Origin of the sequence: Bacillus cereus group sp. Bc031 (assembly GCF_027716265.1) — a bacterium.
Lineage (GTDB): Bacteria > Bacillota > Bacilli > Bacillales > Bacillaceae_G > Bacillus_A > Bacillus_A paranthracis.
This window is the reverse complement of record NZ_JAQFUL010000042.1, coordinates 24,737-42,175: the sequence shown is the minus strand read 5'-3', so window position 1 is coordinate 42,175 and position 17,439 is coordinate 24,737. Positions and strand designations below refer to the sequence as shown.

Sequence of the window (17,439 nt, the reverse complement as noted above, 5' to 3'; positions counted from 1 at the left end):
TGCTAGGAAACTAGCACGTACGGTGTGAGGTGGGGGAAAAGGTGGAGATTACATCAAAGCCTTACCTATCATCATAAGTAGAAAATTACCGAGAAGAAATTCTAAATCAATCAAGCGAGTTGCTAGATGAAGAAGGATTAGCATATTTGGAAGAAGATTTACGTTCACCTTGTACGGAAGAAATTGCAATCTTCCGTGCGTTTGCCAATATCGTAGAAAAGGCAAATAACGAAATTGTTGTTATCGACACAGCACCAACAGGACATACGTTATTACTTTTAGATGCGGCACATTCTTATCATAAAGAAATTGAACGTTCTACTGGTGAAGTGCCCGTTTCAGTACAACAATTACTACCACGTCTTCGTAATCCGAAAGAAACAGGTGTTGTAATTGTTACGTTAGCAGAAGCTACACCTGTGTTCGAAGCAAGTCGTTTACAAGAAGATTTAAAACGTGCGAGTATTACACCAACTTGGTGGGTGATTAATCAAAGTTTATATGCAACAAACACAAAAGACCCTATTTTACATGGTAGAGCGATATCCGAAATAGAATGGATGCGTGAGGTTGAAGAAAGAGCAAATGGACAATATGTGGTGATTCCTTGGAAAGCACAAGATATTGTTGGCTATGAAAATTTGAAACACTTAACAGTGTAAAAATAAAAAAGAAGAGGAGAGAATACTATGATTATTACAGATGGAGCAAAGGCATATATTGAAGAGGTTATGAAAGAACACGGTGTATCCACATTACGTTTTTCATTTGAAGGTGCAGGATGTTGCGGGCCGAGCTGGGGAATGTCGTTAGCTACAGCACAAGAAGACGATATTGTACAAACAATTAATGGGGTAGAGATTGCAATAGATCAAAAGATTGTAGATACAGTAGATAAACTGACTGTTGATTTCGAAGGAAAAGGTGAAGAGTCAGGATTAGTCTTCCGCGGTGGAGAAAGCTGCTGTTAAATATTAAATAGTTCTTTTGTTATGAAGCAAAAGTAATCATATATAAATAAAGACCAAATCATTATGCGATTTGGTCTTTATTTTTTGCTGATAAATTAATAAAAGTAATTGTCTGTAATCCAGTTCGTATCTTTTTAATAAGGTAATGTTATTAAAACATTATTTAAAACGGTTAAAGGGAAATGTAATTATATTTTAGAATTAAAACAATGAAGAATGCATGTTGGAATATATTATATCAAAAGGTTAAGGGGATGAATCTAAATAATCAGTTTGGAGGAGAAAATGAAAAAATTGTTCTTCGCTGTGATTCTATTTTTGATTGTTATTACTACCTTCGGTTGTTCAAATAATAAAGGCTATAGTTCCAAGGAAGCGATAAAAAGAGGTGACATTGTGTATCAACAAAGCAAAGTTGCCAATTTAGCAAAATTTGAACAGTTCTTAATGAATATCTCTAACAAAAAAGAAGATAAGATACGAGTGACAAGCTATACACATGAAGGAGACCCCATATTTCAAGATTTGAAATTTGATGGGAAAGTCTTGAAATATACTCACGACAATTCAAACGATGCGTATGCTGGAAACGATAAAGGTATAGAAAAAGATGTTTGCACAGAAATAATTAAGAAGGAAAATGAACAAGGTCAAGTGGATTTCTTTGTAAGTGGTTGTGCAAAACAGCAGGATTCCTTTCTTTTCCGTGTAGAAAAAAGTAAATTAAAACATGATTGACTAATGATATAAGAAATGATATTACGCAATAGAAAAACATCTGACGCATAGGCAGATGTTTTTCTTACTATATATTTATTATTTTATTTACAGCACTCTGATTTATTATCAGTGTTGTTAGAAGTTGAATCATTCTTTTCTTCTTTTACTTCCTCAATTTTAATACTGCAACAATCTTTTTCTTTGCTCTGAAATAGTTTTTTAAAGATACTCATGGTAATTCCTCCTCTGTTTTATATGAAATAAAATAAAAATCCTGAAAGTGTTGCCATACTCATTACTGAAAGAATAAATGCTACGATTAATTTCTTTTTGAAAATACTGTTTAGCAATGTTATCTCTGGTAAACTTGCACCCGCAGAACTAATCATTAATGCCATAACTGGACCTAATGCCATTCCTTTTGCAATCATGATTTGCGAGATTGGAATCATCGTAGAAAGACGAATATATAATGGGATACCAATAATAGCAGCAATCGGAACAAGCCACCAATTATCACCTCCTAAATAGTTTGTAATCCATTCAGTAGGTACAGCTCCGTGAATAACAGCTCCAATTAGTGCACCAAAGATTAGGTAAGGATATACTGTCTTCATTAATTGAAACACTTCAACAAAAGCATTTTTTAAGCTAAATGATTGCGTTTTTTCTTCATATCCACTCATAATTACCTGTTTGACTTCTTTTTCGAATCCTAATTTTTCAAGTGTGTAGCCAATGATAATGGATAATAGGGATGTAATGACCGTATATGTAAGCGTCACTTTTACACCTAGCGTTGCAGTCATAAGTGTTAATATCGTTGGATCAAGGACTGGTGAAGAAAACAGAAATACCATAACTGTTCCAAATCGAATTTTTTTGTTTAATAAGTTCACAACAATTGGAATCGTTGAACAAGAACAAAATGGTGTAATAAAAGCAAATACGATAGCAATGAAAGAACTGTATAGAAAGTTTGATTTAGAGAGCAATACGTCTAGCTTGTCGTATGGCAAAAAGCTTTGAATGACTTGAATAAAGAATGAAATACCAACAAATAAGAGAGTTAGTTCAAGTGCGATAGAAAAGAAATCGCGAAGAATGGTTTCCCACATGTTAATTCCCCCTTTTAAAATAGTTGCATTTTGCAAGTATTAGTTTAAAATAAAGAGCAAAATACTTTGCTCAAGCAAGTGGCTTACAGCAAACATCAGTATCTTGCATTGCGTTGTTTAACAACTGAATAGAATTTAATATCATATCTTTTTCAAATGGACTCATTTTTGAGAACACTTCATTTAAATATTGATTCATTTGTTCATTGATTGTAGCAACAGCAAATGTTCCTTCTGTGGTTAGGGATAAAGTATGAATTCTTCGGTCTTGTGAAGAAGGCGTTTTTGTAACAAATTTCTCTTTCACAAGTGTTTGGATTTGTCTGCTAAATGTTGTAATATCCATGCCTAGAGTTTCTGATACGGTTTGCATAGAGGGTTGATCACGTTTGCTAATTTCATATAAGATGTGGCTTTGAACAAGTGAAATCTCTACCCCGCCAATACTACAACAGTTTTTATTTAAAAAACCAAAACGTCTTGCGAATACTTGAAATAGTTCTCTTGCATCATTCATTACGAATTCCTCCTTTGCTATATTTATACTATACAATAATATTTGCAAAATGCAACTATTTTCCTTTATAATTTTCTTATAAATTTGAAAAAGGGGTATGAATATGGAGATAAGGAAGTGTCAAAGTACTGATATTGAAGCAATCACACGCATTTATAACCAAGGAATAAAAGATCGAATTGCTACATTAGAAGAAAATGAGAAGACTATTCATGATATGGAAGAGTGGTTTGTAAATCGTGGAGAACGATATGCCGTATTAGTGGCGGAAATGAAAGGAGAAATTGTAGGGTGGGTGTCTTTAAACCCCTATTCTCACCGTTGTGCGTATAACGGTGTTGCTGATTTATCTATTTACATTGACCGAGAGCAACGAGGAAAAGGGATAGGAAAACGGCTATTACAAAAGATTGAAGAGGTTGCTGTACAAAATACATTTTATAAAATTGTTTTGTTTACATTTCCTTTTAATGCATTAGGTCAAAGTTTATATCGTTCTATGGGTTATCGTGAAGTAGGTGTTTTTGAAAATCAAGGTAAGTTAGACGAAGAATTTGTTGATGTTATGGCAATGGAAAAAAATATTGATTTATAAAAAGAAAAAATGCCTTCGAATTAAATTATTCGGAGGCATTTTAATATTAGTATCCTAGTTCTTTTTTTAATCTAGCTGTTTTTTCTTTGAGGACTTTTAGTTTGTCTTCAAATACTTGTTGTTCTTGTTTTCGTTGTTCGCGTCGCAGTTTTACATACTCTGCAATGGGGATTGTTTTTAATTCAATTCCTTCATCCTCGTCTTCTTCTAGAAAATTGTCCTCTTCATTAAGAGACATAAAAAGTCCCTCCTAGTCATAAAGGACTACCAACCCAGTAACAGTATATGCGTTACCAGTAAAAAATGTCCCAGTGTTAATGCAGGACCTCCACGGTACACAGTATATGCGGAGCATCTCAACGAAATGCAGGATGCCGAGTCCAATATATGATATGTGTATTTGTATTTAAAAGTGAGTTGAAAATAAGTGTTTTAAGAGGGGGTAACCAAGAGGGTTTGCTTAGTAGTCTACAAGTGTAAATATAAATATTTCAGAGGTGTTTGTATGAAGAAACATCTTTATTAATTGTGAACAATTGTTAGAATTTAATACAGGTTAAATTTAAAATTCAAGAATAGACAAATTAGGGTGACCATTGAAAGATGTTTGCCGAGAATTTGATGTTATATTTCCCTAATAATGTTAGGGAAATACAACATCATTGTTGATATAACAATATTTATATCATTTCACTAACTATTTACGTTCGCATAAAATCGAAAAACAAATGAAAGCAGAGCGTAATAAACGTGCGATCATATTAGAAGCTGAAGCTGCAAAACAAGATAAAGTCCTTCGTGCTGAAGGAGAAAAGCAAAGTAAAATCTTAATGGCTGAAGGGGATAAAGAAGCACGTATTCGAGAAGCAGAAGGTATTAAAGAAGCAAAAGAATTAGAAGCGCAAGGGGAAGCAAGAGCGATTGAGGAAATTGCAAAAGCAGAACAAAATCGAATTGAATTACTTCGCGAGGCGAATTTAGATGAACGTATACTTGCTTACAAATCATTTGAATCATTAGCTGAAGTTGCGAAAGGGCCAGCAAATAAAGTCTTTATTCCATCTAATGCAATTGAAACACTTGGTACTCTCGGGGCAATTGGTGAAATCTTTAAAGAAAAACAAGCGAAGAAACTGCCTTTAAATAATACAGAAAAAAAACAATAAGAGTGAAAAAGAGAAATGGGATGCCATTTCTCTTTTTTATTATAGAAAATTCAGAGTATGATATAATGGAATTTTTCGGATATTAAAAAGGGGAGTGAAGAAACATGCAAATACTACTAATACGCCACGGAGAATCAGAAGCTGATATTTTAAACGTACATGAAGGACGAGCTGACTTTGAATTAACAGAAAAGGGAAGAGAGCAGGTGCAAAGACTTGTACAGAAAGTGAAAGCAGATTTCCCGCCAGATTTCATTTGGGCAAGTACATTAAAACGGGCTCGCGAAACAGGTGAAATGTTAGCAGAAGGAATTGGATGCCCAATTCAATTAGAAGAGGAATTAATGGAGTTTAATAATGGAGTGCAAGCAGGTCTTTCCTTTGAAGAAGCAAAGAAATACCCAGAGCCAAAGTTCCTTCATGATCGTTTTGAAAACGGGGAATCATTTATTGAATTTAGAATGAGAATAGAAGGCATCTTTTCTAAAATCGTGACAGAGAATACATATGACCGAATTGCAATTGTTGCACATGGTGGTGTAATAAATAGTCTATTACGTGCGTTTTTCAAAATGCCCATTTCAATGGAATATTATTTTAAAATGGGAGATACGGGAATAAGCTTAATTGAAATGGATGGCGAACAAAAAACAGTACATTTCATTAATGATACGAATCATTTGGACGGGATGTAAAGATCTATGTACAAAGTAGTATTTTTTGATGTTGACGGTACGCTTTTAAGCGAAATTGATAGAAGTATGCATGAGAGCACAAAAGAAGCAATACAAAGATTAATAGAAAAAGGGATTCACGTAGTTGTTACTACAGGGAGACCATATAGCTTATGTTCGCAATTTAAAGAGCTGGGCATACATACAATTATTTCTGCAAATGGTGCACATATCAAGTGTGGGGAATCAGTTATACATAAATCAGTACTTTCAAGTGAAATTGTACATGATATCTCAGAGTTTGCAGAATTACATGGTCACGGTATTTCTTATTTTACCGAGGATTTTGCAATGAACGGAATAGCCTCGGATAATGAGCGTGTAATGCAAGCGCTTAGCGAGACGTTGAATTTAGAGGAGTATCCAGAAAAAAGCAGAGATTTGTCAGAAGAAATCTATTGTTTATGTCTGTATGCAGATGAAATAGAAGCTCAAAAATTTCTTGAAAGATATCCAGCACTTACGTTTGAACGTTTTCACGGTTATGTTATGAATGTGTTGGAAGATAATAAAGTATCGAAGGTAACTGCAATTCAAAAGGTATTAGAGCACCTAAACATTTGCAAATCAGAAGCCATTGCTTTTGGTGACGGTAGCAATGATATTGAGATGTTAGAGTATGTAGGATTAGGTATTGCGATGGGGAATGGCGGAGAAGAGTTAAAAACAAGAGCTGATTTCGTTACAAAGAAGGCGAGTGAAGGTGGTATTTTATTTGCCTTAGAGAAGTTTCATATCGTCTAACATACCTTTATTGAAATAAAGGTATGTTAGGATCTTTTATATGCTCACATAGTAAAATATGAACTTGTCCACGATGATGATAAAAGTGTGTAACAATTTCCAGCAACCATTCAAAGCGTGAATAAGAAATACCCCAATAAGCAGTCTTAATTTCTGCTAATTGTTCATTGGGATAAGATAAAAAAGTTTTAGAAAGTAAATCGTAGCCCTGTATCATCGTTTGTTGTATTTGCATAATTGTTTCGGGTGTTTGTTCTTTATAGAAAGTATGTAGCTCTTTTTCTGTAATACCATTTAAAATGAGTAAATCAGCATGGCAAATAAGAGAAAGATGTGCACACATTTCAAATAATGATCGCTTTGAGTGAATGGGTTGTATTTTTAATTCGTCTTCTTTATATCGGTTAAGCATTTGAATAGAAGTATCAACAGCAACTTGTAGTTGGTGTAATGCAGATTGTACAAACATTGTAATTCTCCTCTTCTACGTATATAATAGTTTCTTGAGGGTATTATATCGTACTCAAAATTCCGAAAATTCTAGTAGTTTGACTAGCATATTGAAAAGTATTATATTGTAAAAGGTCATATGAAACGTGAAATAGAATGGAATGCAATTATTGAGTTAGGAGTTAGACCAATGAGTTTGAAATATGGAAGAGATACAATTGTTGAAGTTGACTTAAATGCAGTAAAACATAATGTAAAAGAATTTAAAAAAAGAGTGAATGATGAAAATATTGCAATGATGGCTGCTGTAAAAGCGAATGGGTATGGTCATGGGGCAGTTGAAGTTGCAAAAGCTGCTATTGAAGCAGGAATAAATCAGCTTGCAGTTGCGTTTGTAGATGAAGCGATAGAGTTAAGAGAAGCAGGAATTAACGTGCCGATTTTAATTTTAGGCTATACGTCAGTAGCATCTGCGGAAGAAGCAATTCAATATGACGTTATGATGACTGTTTATAGAAGTGAAGATTTACAAGGTATAAATGAAATCGCAAACCGTCTACAAAAGAAGGCGCAAATTCAGGTGAAAATTGATACAGGAATGAGTCGCATTGGTTTACAGGAAGAAGAGGTTAAACCATTTTTAGAGGAATTAAAACGTATGGAGTATGTAGAGGTAGTAGGAATGTTTACACATTACTCTACGGCAGATGAAATCGATAAATCATATACGAATATGCAAACAAGTTTATTTGAGAAAGCTGTCAATACAGCAAAAGAATTAGGAATTCATATTCCATATATTCATAGTTCAAATAGTGCGGGTTCAATGGAACTTAGCAATACATTTCAAAATATGGTTCGAGTAGGTATTGGAATTTATGGAATGTATCCTTCAAAAGAGGTAGATCATTCAGTTGTTTCTCTGCAGCCTGCGTTGTCGTTAAAATCAAAAGTAGCTCATATTAAGCATGCAAAGAAAAATCGCGGTGTAAGTTATGGGAATACGTATGTAACGACTGGTGAAGAATGGATTGCCACTATACCGATTGGTTATGCTGATGGCTATAACCGTCAGTTATCTAATAAAGGGCATGCATTAATAAATGGAGTTCGAGTACCTGTTATTGGTCGTGTTTGTATGGATCAGCTCATGTTAGACGTTTCAAAAGCAATGCCAGTACAAGTGGGAGACGAAGTAGTATTCTACGGTAAACAAGGCGAAGAAAACATTGCAGTAGAAGAAATAGCGGATATGTTAGGTACAATTAACTATGAAGTTACATGTATGTTAGACAGAAGAATTCCACGTGTATATAAAGAAAATAATGAAACGACTGCTATTGTAAATATACTAAGAAAAAACTGAATCGTTATGATTCAGTTTTTTTATTTTTGACAAATGAAAAATGTTCTATTTGTACCGTGTGATTGAATGTCCTTAAAACCTACGGATTCTAGCAAAGAAATTATTTCTTCATTGGAATAACAAGCTTCTTCAAAAGAAAAGTCACTTCTTGTCCAATTATTATCTATGTCATGTTGAAATAGTATAAAGTTCATGACTGCTTTTTTATTGTCATTATCATATGTAGAATCGATTGTACAAATATATTCCGTTTCTGAAATGTGAAAGGAAGCGCTCCAGTTTTCAAGAAAACCTTTTTCCATATTCATATCAAATACGAATGTACCTTCACTATGTAATATAGAATAAACATTACGAAAAACACTTTTTAATTCATCTAATTTTAAAATATGGTTTAAGCTATCGCCAGTAGAGATAACATATTGAAATAGCGAGCATCATCGACGATAAAGGCTGCATCTGGAGCGTTTTGACGTGCGTATTCAATCATTTGAGCAGAACCATCTATACCAGTTACTACAAAATGATTCTCAATTAATTTCTTAGTAAGGTGACCAGTCCCGCAGCAAAGATCTAAAATATGAGAATGTGGTGGTGCATATTGTAAAATGAGTTTTTCCAAAAGTAGATAGGAGTGTTCAGCATAATGCCCCCAATGTTTATTATAAATGGATGCGAAAATATCATAATCAGAATAAATTAGTTTTTTAGACACATGCATTCACCTCGAAATTCATTACATTATAATAATCATACTTCGTTTTCATTTCAAAACCACATTGTGTATACAATTTTAAAGCATGGTTATTTTTCGTTTCGACGTCTAATTCAATTGTTGAAGCTCCTTTTGTAATAAGGGTATGTACCATGGACATAAGAATATCTTTTCCGTATCCTTTACCTTGATAGGAAGGATGAACGGCGAATCCTGATAGTGTAGTAGATTGGTCTTCTTTAGAAACTGTAATTGTTCCTATCACTTTTTCATCGATAAGAGCACTGTAAACTTGATGGGAAGATGAATCCATCATCTTTTGTAACCATGTAGTGGTGTTTTCTACTGAATCTCCAAACGCTTTACTAGAAATTTCAATCAGATCAAGCAGTGATTTTGAAGATGCAAGAGTAAGTTGTATAGCATTCTTCGTTCTTTTTTGCGCTCCATTTGCTTTGAACTCCATACTATATTCACTATATAAATAAGGCAGCTTCATATGTATTGCAAATGCTTTCCCAGAAGCAGACTCCCCATTCATAATAAGAAGAGCTTCGTCTGCCTCTCTTAATCGTATTTCTTTCATTGCGGTTTGTAAAAGAGTAGTACCTATATATTGTTTCCTATAGTTCGGATGAACAAAGCCTAATAACTCAAGTTTGGTAGGTCTTTCAAAGTCATACATACTTAATGCACCGACTAATTGAGTATCGTCATAGAGTAAAAAGTCATTTATCTCTTCTTTATTACGAGCAGTTAAAAAGTTTACATGTAAATCTGACGAGTAATCAATTTGATCGTGTTGCCCGCAAATATGAGCTAAATCTTTCATTTGTTGTATTTCACATTCTGTTAAAGAACACTTTTTCTGAATTTCCATTTCATAACCCCTCACCTTCGTATTTAAAAATAGGATGGATGATTTAGCCACTTTCCTAACTCCACACTGCCCTGAACAGATAATAAACGGTACAAATATCGATAAGGACGTCTACATGCTACAAGATTAGGAATAGGCATGATGGTTTCATAACCTTGTTTAAAAGCATGAGCTTCCTTTTCTGTAAATACATATTCTAAGCCGATAAAATCAAATTCTCGGGGAGCAACTGCGTAAGCTTCTGTATCTACTAAACCTGTAATAGTTGTACCATCTGATAAAAACTGAGTAGGGTCCATATCAATTAAAACGAGCGTAGCTTCCTTTGGTACCGGTAAGGAAGAAAGTTGTTGTTCAAAAGTAGGAAATGCGTTACGGATGCTCGCATTATTGGAATAAAATCTATTTACAAGTTCTTTACTGACTTTTAATATGTGAGACTTACATTCTTCTAGTGGAATTTGGAAAGTACCTGGTGGGTTTCCTATAAACTTTGCTTGAAACGAATGAATTTCTGCTAGTCCTTTTCCAAGGCTGAATAAAATTGAATCAGATTGTCCGATAAAGGATTGCAGCGTATTTCCTGTTAGTTTTTCGACACTAACAAACTTCCGGCCATTTAAAACATGTTTTTGCAAAATAGTGGGGATGGGCAAGTTAGTATGCTTTTTCAATAATTCGTGTATATGCTCTAAATGATGTACGTTCCTTGGATCGATTCCAAAAAGGTTTTTACATCCCCACCAAAAATCATTATTTGGTTCTTCAGTCATTTTTGAGGAACGAACAATAACTTCTTCAAATGCTGTTTTAACAAGAAACACATCGCTTGCATGTTCTTCATAACCTGGGTGTAAAGTTTGAATAGATAAAATAGGTGAAGCGAATAGTTGTTGTAGCATGAAATTGCTCCTTTTTCTGTAAATTCGATAAAATTATTATATAACAGAATATATTGCAAGTGGATAATGATAGAGACAACATAGAATTTAAATAAATTTAAGGTGAGAAATCAGTTTGGAAATTATATTTTTCTACTTTTGTATGAATTATCAAAATAATGTTTTTGATGATAAATCTGTAAAAATACCCAAATATAAATCTCATATTTTTCAGTAAATGAAGAGTTAAGCGCACTTTCAATAGGGGGATAACGTAGGTTATGAAAAATATTTCTCAATAATAAAATGAAGAGAAAAATGTGAAGAAATAGAATAGATTCCTTTATAATAGTTTTAAATTAATTAATATAATTAATTATTAATAATATTAGATAGGAGAGAATATGATGGCAAACGTACTCGTAATAAATTTCCCTGGAGAAGGTCATATAAATCCGACTTTAGCTATTGTAAGTGAGTTAATTCGGCGAGGGGAGACAGTTGTTTCGTATTGTATTGAAGATTTTAGAAAGAAGATTGAAGCAACAGGTGCAGAATTCCGAGAGTTTGAGAATTTTCTCTCTCAAATTAATATTATGGAGCGAGTAAATGAAGGTGGGAGTCCTTTGACGATGCTATCTCATATGATGGAAGCATCAGAACGTATTGTTACTCAAATTGTAGAAGAAACAAAAGGGGAAAAGTACGATTATTTGATATATGATAATCATTTTCCAGTAGGACGTATTATAGCCAATGTTTTACAATTACCTAGTGTTTCTTCTTGTACAACGTTTGCTTTTAATCAGTACATTACTTTTAACGATGAACATGAATCAAGAGAAGTAGATGAAATGAATCCATTGTATCAATCTTGTTTAGCGGGAATGGAAAAATGGAATAAGCAGTATGGAATGAAGTGTACTAGTATGTATGATATTATGAACCATCCTGGTGATATTACGATTGTGTATACTTCAAAAGAATATCAGCCGCGTTCAGATGTATTTGATGAATCATATAAGTTTGTCGGTCCATCAATTGCTACTCGAAAAGAAGTAGGTAGCTTTCCTATTGAACATTTAAAAGATGAAAAAGTGATTTTCATTTCTATGGGAACAGTTTTTAATGAACAACCTGAGCTATATGAAAAATGTTTTGAAGCTTTTAAAGATGTAGAAGAGACAGTCGTATTAGTTGTTGGTAAGAAGATAAATATAAGTCAAATTGAAAACATTCCGGATAACTTTAAGTTGTATAATTATGTGCCACAGTTAGAAGTATTACAGCATGCTGATGTATTCGTGACACACGGTGGTATGAATAGTTCGAGTGAAGCACTATATTACGGTGTCCCGTTAGTTGTAATTCCGGTAACAGGAGATCAGCCTTTAGTTGCGAAACGAGTAAATGAAGTAGGGGCTGGAATAAGGCTAAATCGTAAAGAACTCACTTCTGAATTGTTACGAGAGTCTGTAAAGAAAGTGATGAATGATGTAACGTTTAAGGAAAATAGTCGTAAAGTTGGAGAGTCACTTCGAAAGGCTGGTGGATATAAAAGGGCAGTTGATGAAATATTTAAAATGAAAATGAATTCGTACTTGAAACTTAAATAAATGTTTGAGGCACACTTACTACAATGGGTAAGTGTGTTTCAATAAAAAATTACATAAAAATCACTATAAAGGTGAAACTTTTGTGTATATAAACTGATATCTTTGTATTAGTAGAGAAATTACGTTAAAATAATACTAAGAAAATATATAAGTTTTGGGGGTAATGAATGAAGAAAGTATTTGAATACGTATTATTAACAATTGGCTCAATTATTGTAGCAGGTTCATTAGAGCTTATTTTAGCGCCTAATGGATTAGTAGATGGCGGGGTAACAGCCATTGCTATTATGGCGAATAAAGTTGCAGGATTGCCGCTTTATGGAGTGTTCTTGGGGATTAATATCCCGATTTTATTATTTACTGCAAAAGTAATGGGAAAGAAGTTCTTTATCCGTACGTCCTATGCAAATGTTGTGACAACACTCGGATTGATTTATTTGAAACCATTTCCAGCAATTACAACTTCTGAATTGTTAATTGTTCTTTATGGAGGAGTTCTATTTGGTGTTGGTGTAGGAATTGTAGTAAAAATGGGCGGAGCAATTGATGGATCAGAAATGTTAGCTGTTTGGATGAATAAACATTTTAAAGTGCCGATTAGTACATTTTTACTTGCTGTAAATGCGGTTATTTTCATCTTTGTTGCCATTTTGTTTTCAATTGAACAAGCGATGTTCTCATTAGCAATTTTCTATATTGTTACGAAGATGATTGATTTCATATTAGATGGCATTAATCAAGGAAAGAGCGTTATGATTATTTCTGGTAAAAATAAAGAAATAGGCGATCTACTTATGAAAGAATTGCAATTATCCGTTACGTATCTACATGGAGAAGGTGGTTTTTTAGGAGAACATAAGAGAATCATTTATTGTATTACAAACCGTTTCATTTATCCGAAAATGAAAGATCTCGTTCTCTCTGTAGATCCAACTGCTATTATTGAAGCTTCCTATTCAACAGAAACAACTGGTGTCAAACGTCCGGGAAGGGCAATGAGATCAGAAAAATAGTGCATAAAAATAGCTCCACGTAAGTATAACTTGCGTGGAGCTATTTTTATTTAGGGAACCACGCTTTTTTCAGTAATTTGACAACAGTTTCAATACATTCCTCTCGAATACTGCCAAAACCGAGCAATACATATGACTCCTCCCTTACATTATAAACAGAATCGTATGTGGAGAGAGGGTATAACTTAATACGTTCTTTTGCAGCTGCATGAATAAGTTCTTGTTCATTCATCCCGTTATGAACGTGAAGTACAATATGAAGCCCGGATTGTTCACCGAGTATATGCACGTTATTTCCCATTTCGCTTTTAATAGATTTAATTAAAGAAATATGTTTTCTTTTATATAACGTACGACTTCGGTTAAGATGACGTTCCCAATCCCCATTTTGAATAAAGGTGGCGAAGGTAAGTTGTTGCATTGTAGAGACAGTTTGTTTAAACATACCACCAAGTTCTTTATAGACTTTTAAAAGATGAGGTGGTAAAATGATATATCCCATTCGTAAAGAAGGTAAAAAAGATTTCGAGAAAGTTCCCATATAAATAACACGTTCATTTGAATCTAGCCCTTGTAAAGAAGGAATAGGTTTTCCTATATAGCGAAATTCCCCGTCGTAATCATCTTCAATAATATAACCATTACAATCATTCGCCCATTTTAATAACTCGAGTCTTCTAGATAATGGCATAATGATTCCGAGTGGAAATTGATGAGATGGAGTGACATATGCCACATTGGAACCGGATTCACGTAAAGCGGAAATATGAATCCCTTTATCGTCTAAAGGGATCGGGTGAACAGGTAGGCCACAACTTTGAATCATAGCAGGTATACGGTGAAATCCAGGATTTTCGATTCCGTATTCTTTTTTTGAACCAAGTAGTTGAAGGAGTAGCCAAAGAAGAGGCTGCGTACCTGCTCCAATAATAATTTGATCAGGTGAAGAATGTACCCCGCGAGCATGATATAAATACTTTGAAATATGTTCTCGTAGAACGAGCTCACCTTGTGGATCTTCTTTAGCAAATAATTCATTTTCATACTGAAATAAAGTTTCGTGTAACGCTCTTTTCCAGTTTGTTATGGGAAAAGCTTTTTGATCAATAAGTCCTTGACTACAATCATAATCATATTGTTCTTTTTCTTTATTGTTAGTACTGCTTGACGCAATTTGTTGTTTCTTTTGAATGACATCAATATCTACTTCCGCAACAAAAATCCCGCGTTTCGGTTTGCTTTCTACGTAACCTTCAGCTAGTAATTGTTGATAAGCGGATTCAACTGTAATACGACTCACATTAAGTTGCATAGCTAAATTTCTGTGAGAAGGAAGACGTGTACCGGCACGTAGTGATCCATGAGAGATTTCTCGTTTCATATATTCGTAAATTTGTAAGTAAATAGGTGTTTTATTTTGTAACACTAATGGGATAGTCAGATCCATTTGTAGACGCTCCTTTTTATACTGGCCTTATAAAAAAGAATAGAACTGTCACTTAAGTTAAGGGCAGTTACTTTCTATAATGATGATATAACATTTAGAAAATTTTATAAATAGTAAGGGGAGAATCATAATGAATATTAAAGAAGTAGTAACAGAAGCTGATTTACATGAAGTATTTCCCGTATTACAGCAATTACGAACAAAACTTTCAAGAGAAGAAGCAAGTTCTTTATTTCAAAAAATGAAAGAAGAAAATTATAAACTATTTTCGCTGCGTAACGAAGAGAATGAAGTTGTTAGTCTAGCTGGTGTAGCAATTTGTACGAATTTTTATAATGAGAAACATGTTTATGTATATGACCTTGTAACCGCGGAAGCTCATAGATCAAAAGGGTATGGTAATGTTCTGCTGTCATATATAGAAAAATGGGGGAAAGAAGAAGGGTGCAGTTCTATCGTACTTACATCTGCATTTCCAAGAATTGATGCACATCGTTTTTATGAAAGAGAGGGCTTTAATAAGGTAAGTTATTCTTTTTATAAAGAGTTATAATACTAAGTAGGTTCCGTGTGTAAAAATATATGGAACCTATTTTCTTTTTCAGCTTTGAGCTAGGGATAGGTCTAGCGATATGATTTGTCGAATATTAGAAATTTAAAATGGAATCTTGAATTTAGAGAATGTTAGGGGCGTTTATACTTGGAAAAAATAAAGAAATTATCTATACCAAATGATGTAAGAGTCATCATTATTTCTGATATTCATGGAGAATTAGACCTTTTTAAGGAACTACTACATAAAGTTAATTTTCAAGATGAAGATTATTTAATTATTAATGGCGATCTTTGTGAGAAAGGAAGAAATAGTATTGGCGTCGTAAACTATGTGATGGATCTAGTAGTTAGTAAGCCAAATGTGTATGTAATAGAAGGGAATTGTGAAGTTGTAGTTGAAGCACTTGTAAATGAAAATCCTGCTTTAATAAATTATTTGTGTACGCGAAAAAATACAATTTTTAATGAATGGCTAGCGTAATTGAATATTAACGTTCATAAAGAAAGTGATATCCGTGAATTGAAAACAAAATTAATGAGCCATTTCTCAAAAGAAATAAAGTGGCTAACAGAATTACCAACAGCGATTGAAACGGAGGATTATATCTTTGTACATGCTGGCCTTGAAGATAGAGAAGATTGGAAAGAGACAGAACGAAAAAATGCGATAGCAATGCCGGAGTTTTTCAATCAATCACATAAAGCAAATAAGTATGTAGTTGTCGGTCATTGGCCTGTTGTAAACTATTCAGAGAAGGCACCATCTAACAATCCTGTTATTGATAAGGAAAAAAAGATTATTGCAATTGACGGTGGAAATACGATTAAAGAGGCAGGACAATTAAATGCATTTATCATTCAGAGGACAAGTGCAAGTGATAAGTTTTCTTATACATATGTAGACTATTTTCCAGAATATGAAGTAATAGCAGATTTTCATGCCGATGCAACAATGCAGGGCGGGGTTACCTATCCACATTATTACATAGAGCCTATGGAGAAGAAGCAAGATTACACAATATGCAGGCAAAGGGAAACGAATACATTACTTTATGTGAAAGATGAATATATTAAGCAACTTGATTCAGGTGAATACACAGTGAAAACGGATATATCTTGTGCGCAAATAAGCGTAAAAAAAGGGGATATTGTTTCTCTCATTGATGGTAGCTGCTCAGGATATGATTTAATTAAAAAAGATGGAGTAGAAGGCTGGATAGAGAAAGGGATTTTAGTTGAGATAGAAAAGACGAAAAAGAAAATATTTAGCTGAAATAGGAGGGATGTAACCTCCTATTTTTTTTAAGAAGTAGATTGCTTGCTATCTTTAATAAGTAAATAAATCGTACTCGGTAAAATGACAAGCGTCATTCCTAAAATAATTGTTAGTATAGCATAACCTCTATAAGGAGTAGAAACGATAAATGGAAGCCCCGCTAGTAAAATACCTGCTATTATCATTGAAATACTACAAATATTTGAAGCTCTTTTTTCGAGGTGCTTATCATTCCATTCCAATGAAACAGTTGATTCAGTCGTATCAATTTTGGAACTGAAATAACCTATTAATATAAATAAAAGCCCTAATCCTAAAAATATAAAATGATCAAGAGGAAGTGAAAAGCCAAGAGCGATAAGGGCAATGACAATATCGACAAAAAATAAGAATAGTAAAATAGTATTGCCGATCCAAAGGAGAAATTTCTGATTACTCGCTGCTTTAGATAAAGCTAAAAATAAAAAGAATACGAAAGAACATATAATTATATTTACGATAACAAAAGTAGCTTTATCCATTGTTGATGTAGGCGTTCCATTGAAGTCCCATTTCGTAACAATATTTGATGGTAAGAAGAAATAGAGAATAATATTTGTCGTAACAATAGTGAGAAATAAAGTAATACTAAATCGATTATTCATTGAATCACCAGCTTTCTACATGAATAATTGG

General features: G+C 33.6%; 18 protein-coding genes and 4 pseudogenes. 12 read left to right on the top strand and 10 right to left on the bottom strand.

Going from position 1 to position 17,439, the window contains the following annotated elements; all coding sequences use genetic code 11:
* Window positions 1–77: 77 nt before the first annotated feature.
* The 3 genes and pseudogenes from PDQ33_RS16855 to PDQ33_RS16845 form a co-directional block, all read left to right on the top strand.
* A pseudogene (locus PDQ33_RS16855) lies at window positions 78–662 on the top strand (ArsA-related P-loop ATPase); the annotation flags it as partial.
* A 27-nt stretch (window positions 663–689) separates the two neighbouring features.
* The gene (locus PDQ33_RS16850) at window positions 690–971 is read left to right on the top strand and encodes a HesB/IscA family protein (RefSeq protein WP_061157634.1); all 282 of its coding nucleotides are present in this window, start codon (window positions 690–692) and stop codon (window positions 969–971) included.
* A gap of 285 nt (window positions 972–1,256) precedes the next feature.
* Complete coding sequence (locus PDQ33_RS16845; protein WP_061157601.1) at window positions 1,257–1,709, top strand: DUF4362 domain-containing protein; 453 nt, start codon at window positions 1,257–1,259, stop codon at window positions 1,707–1,709.
* 83 nt (window positions 1,710–1,792) lie between these two features.
* Here PDQ33_RS16845 and PDQ33_RS16840 read toward each other — a convergent pair whose 3' ends face one another.
* The 3 genes from PDQ33_RS16840 to PDQ33_RS16830 form a co-directional block, all read right to left on the bottom strand.
* Window positions 1,793–1,924 carry a hypothetical protein gene (locus PDQ33_RS16840; protein WP_088883293.1) on the bottom strand — a complete coding sequence of 44 codons (132 nt, stop codon included), beginning with the start codon at window positions 1,922–1,924 and terminating at the stop codon, window positions 1,793–1,795.
* Window positions 1,925–1,942: 18 nt separating this feature from the next.
* On the bottom strand, window positions 1,943–2,809 hold the full coding sequence (locus PDQ33_RS16835; RefSeq protein WP_163258034.1) for a permease: 867 nt from the start codon (window positions 2,807–2,809) through the stop codon (window positions 1,943–1,945).
* A gap of 70 nt (window positions 2,810–2,879) precedes the next feature.
* Entirely contained in the window at window positions 2,880–3,326 is a 447-nt protein-coding gene (locus PDQ33_RS16830) for a MarR family winged helix-turn-helix transcriptional regulator (protein ID WP_086719989.1), read from the bottom strand.
* Between the two features lie 103 nt (window positions 3,327–3,429).
* Between PDQ33_RS16830 and PDQ33_RS16825 the strand changes: the two genes are divergently transcribed.
* On the top strand, window positions 3,430–3,921 hold the full coding sequence (locus PDQ33_RS16825) for an arsinothricin resistance N-acetyltransferase ArsN1 family A (RefSeq protein ID WP_270756293.1): 492 nt from the start codon (window positions 3,430–3,432) through the stop codon (window positions 3,919–3,921).
* A gap of 46 nt (window positions 3,922–3,967) precedes the next feature.
* Here the strand turns inward: PDQ33_RS16825 and PDQ33_RS16820 are convergent, their stop codons facing one another.
* Window positions 3,968–4,159 carry a hypothetical protein gene (locus PDQ33_RS16820; protein ID WP_073515859.1) on the bottom strand — a complete coding sequence of 64 codons (192 nt, stop codon included), beginning with the start codon at window positions 4,157–4,159 and terminating at the stop codon, window positions 3,968–3,970.
* Window positions 4,160–4,637: 478 nt separating this feature from the next.
* On the opposite strand from PDQ33_RS16820, the pseudogene PDQ33_RS16815 reads away from it, so the two are divergent.
* From PDQ33_RS16815 to PDQ33_RS16805, 3 genes and pseudogenes are all read left to right on the top strand, one after another.
* A pseudogene (locus PDQ33_RS16815) lies at window positions 4,638–5,087 on the top strand (SPFH domain-containing protein); the annotation flags it as partial.
* Window positions 5,088–5,191: 104 nt separating this feature from the next.
* On the top strand, window positions 5,192–5,782 hold the full coding sequence (locus PDQ33_RS16810; protein WP_061130916.1) for a histidine phosphatase family protein: 591 nt from the start codon (window positions 5,192–5,194) through the stop codon (window positions 5,780–5,782).
* Between the two features lie 6 nt (window positions 5,783–5,788).
* Window positions 5,789–6,565 (top strand): Cof-type HAD-IIB family hydrolase, encoded by a 777-nt coding sequence (locus PDQ33_RS16805; RefSeq protein WP_000278956.1) that lies wholly within the window; start codon window positions 5,789–5,791, stop codon window positions 6,563–6,565.
* A gap of 7 nt (window positions 6,566–6,572) precedes the next feature.
* Here the strand turns inward: PDQ33_RS16805 and PDQ33_RS16800 are convergent, their stop codons facing one another.
* Window positions 6,573–7,034 carry a DinB family protein gene (locus PDQ33_RS16800; protein ID WP_000498028.1) on the bottom strand — a complete coding sequence of 154 codons (462 nt, stop codon included), beginning with the start codon at window positions 7,032–7,034 and terminating at the stop codon, window positions 6,573–6,575.
* A gap of 171 nt (window positions 7,035–7,205) precedes the next feature.
* On the opposite strand from PDQ33_RS16800, the gene alr reads away from it, so the two are divergent.
* The gene (gene alr, locus PDQ33_RS16795) at window positions 7,206–8,381 is read left to right on the top strand and encodes an alanine racemase (protein ID WP_000054188.1); all 1,176 of its coding nucleotides are present in this window, start codon (window positions 7,206–7,208) and stop codon (window positions 8,379–8,381) included.
* Window positions 8,382–8,401: 20 nt separating this feature from the next.
* On the opposite strand, the pseudogene PDQ33_RS16790 reads toward alr, so the two are convergent.
* From PDQ33_RS16790 to PDQ33_RS16780, 3 genes and pseudogenes are all read right to left on the bottom strand, one after another.
* Window positions 8,402–9,096: pseudogene (locus PDQ33_RS16790) on the bottom strand (class I SAM-dependent DNA methyltransferase).
* Window positions 9,089–9,976 (bottom strand): GNAT family N-acetyltransferase, encoded by an 888-nt coding sequence (locus PDQ33_RS16785; RefSeq protein WP_061130915.1) that lies wholly within the window; start codon window positions 9,974–9,976, stop codon window positions 9,089–9,091. Before PDQ33_RS16785 ends, PDQ33_RS16790 begins: the two are co-directional and overlap by 8 nt.
* Before the next feature lie 23 nt (window positions 9,977–9,999).
* Window positions 10,000–10,878: a nitrate reductase gene (locus PDQ33_RS16780; RefSeq protein WP_270756295.1), complete on the bottom strand. Its 879-nt coding sequence runs from the start codon at window positions 10,876–10,878 to the stop codon at window positions 10,000–10,002.
* A gap of 386 nt (window positions 10,879–11,264) precedes the next feature.
* Here PDQ33_RS16780 and PDQ33_RS16775 point away from each other — a divergent pair, with 386 nt between their 5' ends.
* Both PDQ33_RS16775 and PDQ33_RS16770 read left to right on the top strand, forming a co-directional pair.
* Window positions 11,265–12,473, top strand: a complete 1,209-nt coding sequence (locus tag PDQ33_RS16775) for a macrolide family glycosyltransferase (RefSeq protein WP_061130913.1) — start codon at window positions 11,265–11,267, stop codon at window positions 12,471–12,473.
* 167 nt (window positions 12,474–12,640) lie between these two features.
* Window positions 12,641–13,486 carry a YitT family protein gene (locus PDQ33_RS16770; RefSeq protein ID WP_000755132.1) on the top strand — a complete coding sequence of 282 codons (846 nt, stop codon included), beginning with the start codon at window positions 12,641–12,643 and terminating at the stop codon, window positions 13,484–13,486.
* 46 nt (window positions 13,487–13,532) lie between these two features.
* On the opposite strand, the gene pdxR is transcribed toward PDQ33_RS16770, so the two are convergent.
* A complete protein-coding gene (gene pdxR / locus PDQ33_RS16765; protein ID WP_270756297.1) occupies window positions 13,533–14,933 on the bottom strand; it encodes a MocR-like pyridoxine biosynthesis transcription factor PdxR in 1,401 nt (466 codons plus the stop codon).
* A gap of 130 nt (window positions 14,934–15,063) precedes the next feature.
* Between pdxR and PDQ33_RS16760 the strand changes: the two genes are divergently transcribed.
* Window positions 15,064–15,486: a GNAT family N-acetyltransferase gene (locus PDQ33_RS16760; protein ID WP_061130911.1), complete on the top strand. Its 423-nt coding sequence runs from the start codon at window positions 15,064–15,066 to the stop codon at window positions 15,484–15,486.
* 147 nt (window positions 15,487–15,633) lie between these two features.
* A pseudogene (locus tag PDQ33_RS16750) lies at window positions 15,634–16,761 on the top strand (metallophosphoesterase).
* Window positions 16,762–16,790: 29 nt separating this feature from the next.
* Here the strand turns inward: PDQ33_RS16750 and PDQ33_RS16745 are convergent.
* Window positions 16,791–17,408, bottom strand: a complete 618-nt coding sequence (locus PDQ33_RS16745) for a DUF1648 domain-containing protein (protein ID WP_001065185.1) — start codon at window positions 17,406–17,408, stop codon at window positions 16,791–16,793.
* Window positions 17,409–17,439: the final 31 nt, after the last annotated feature.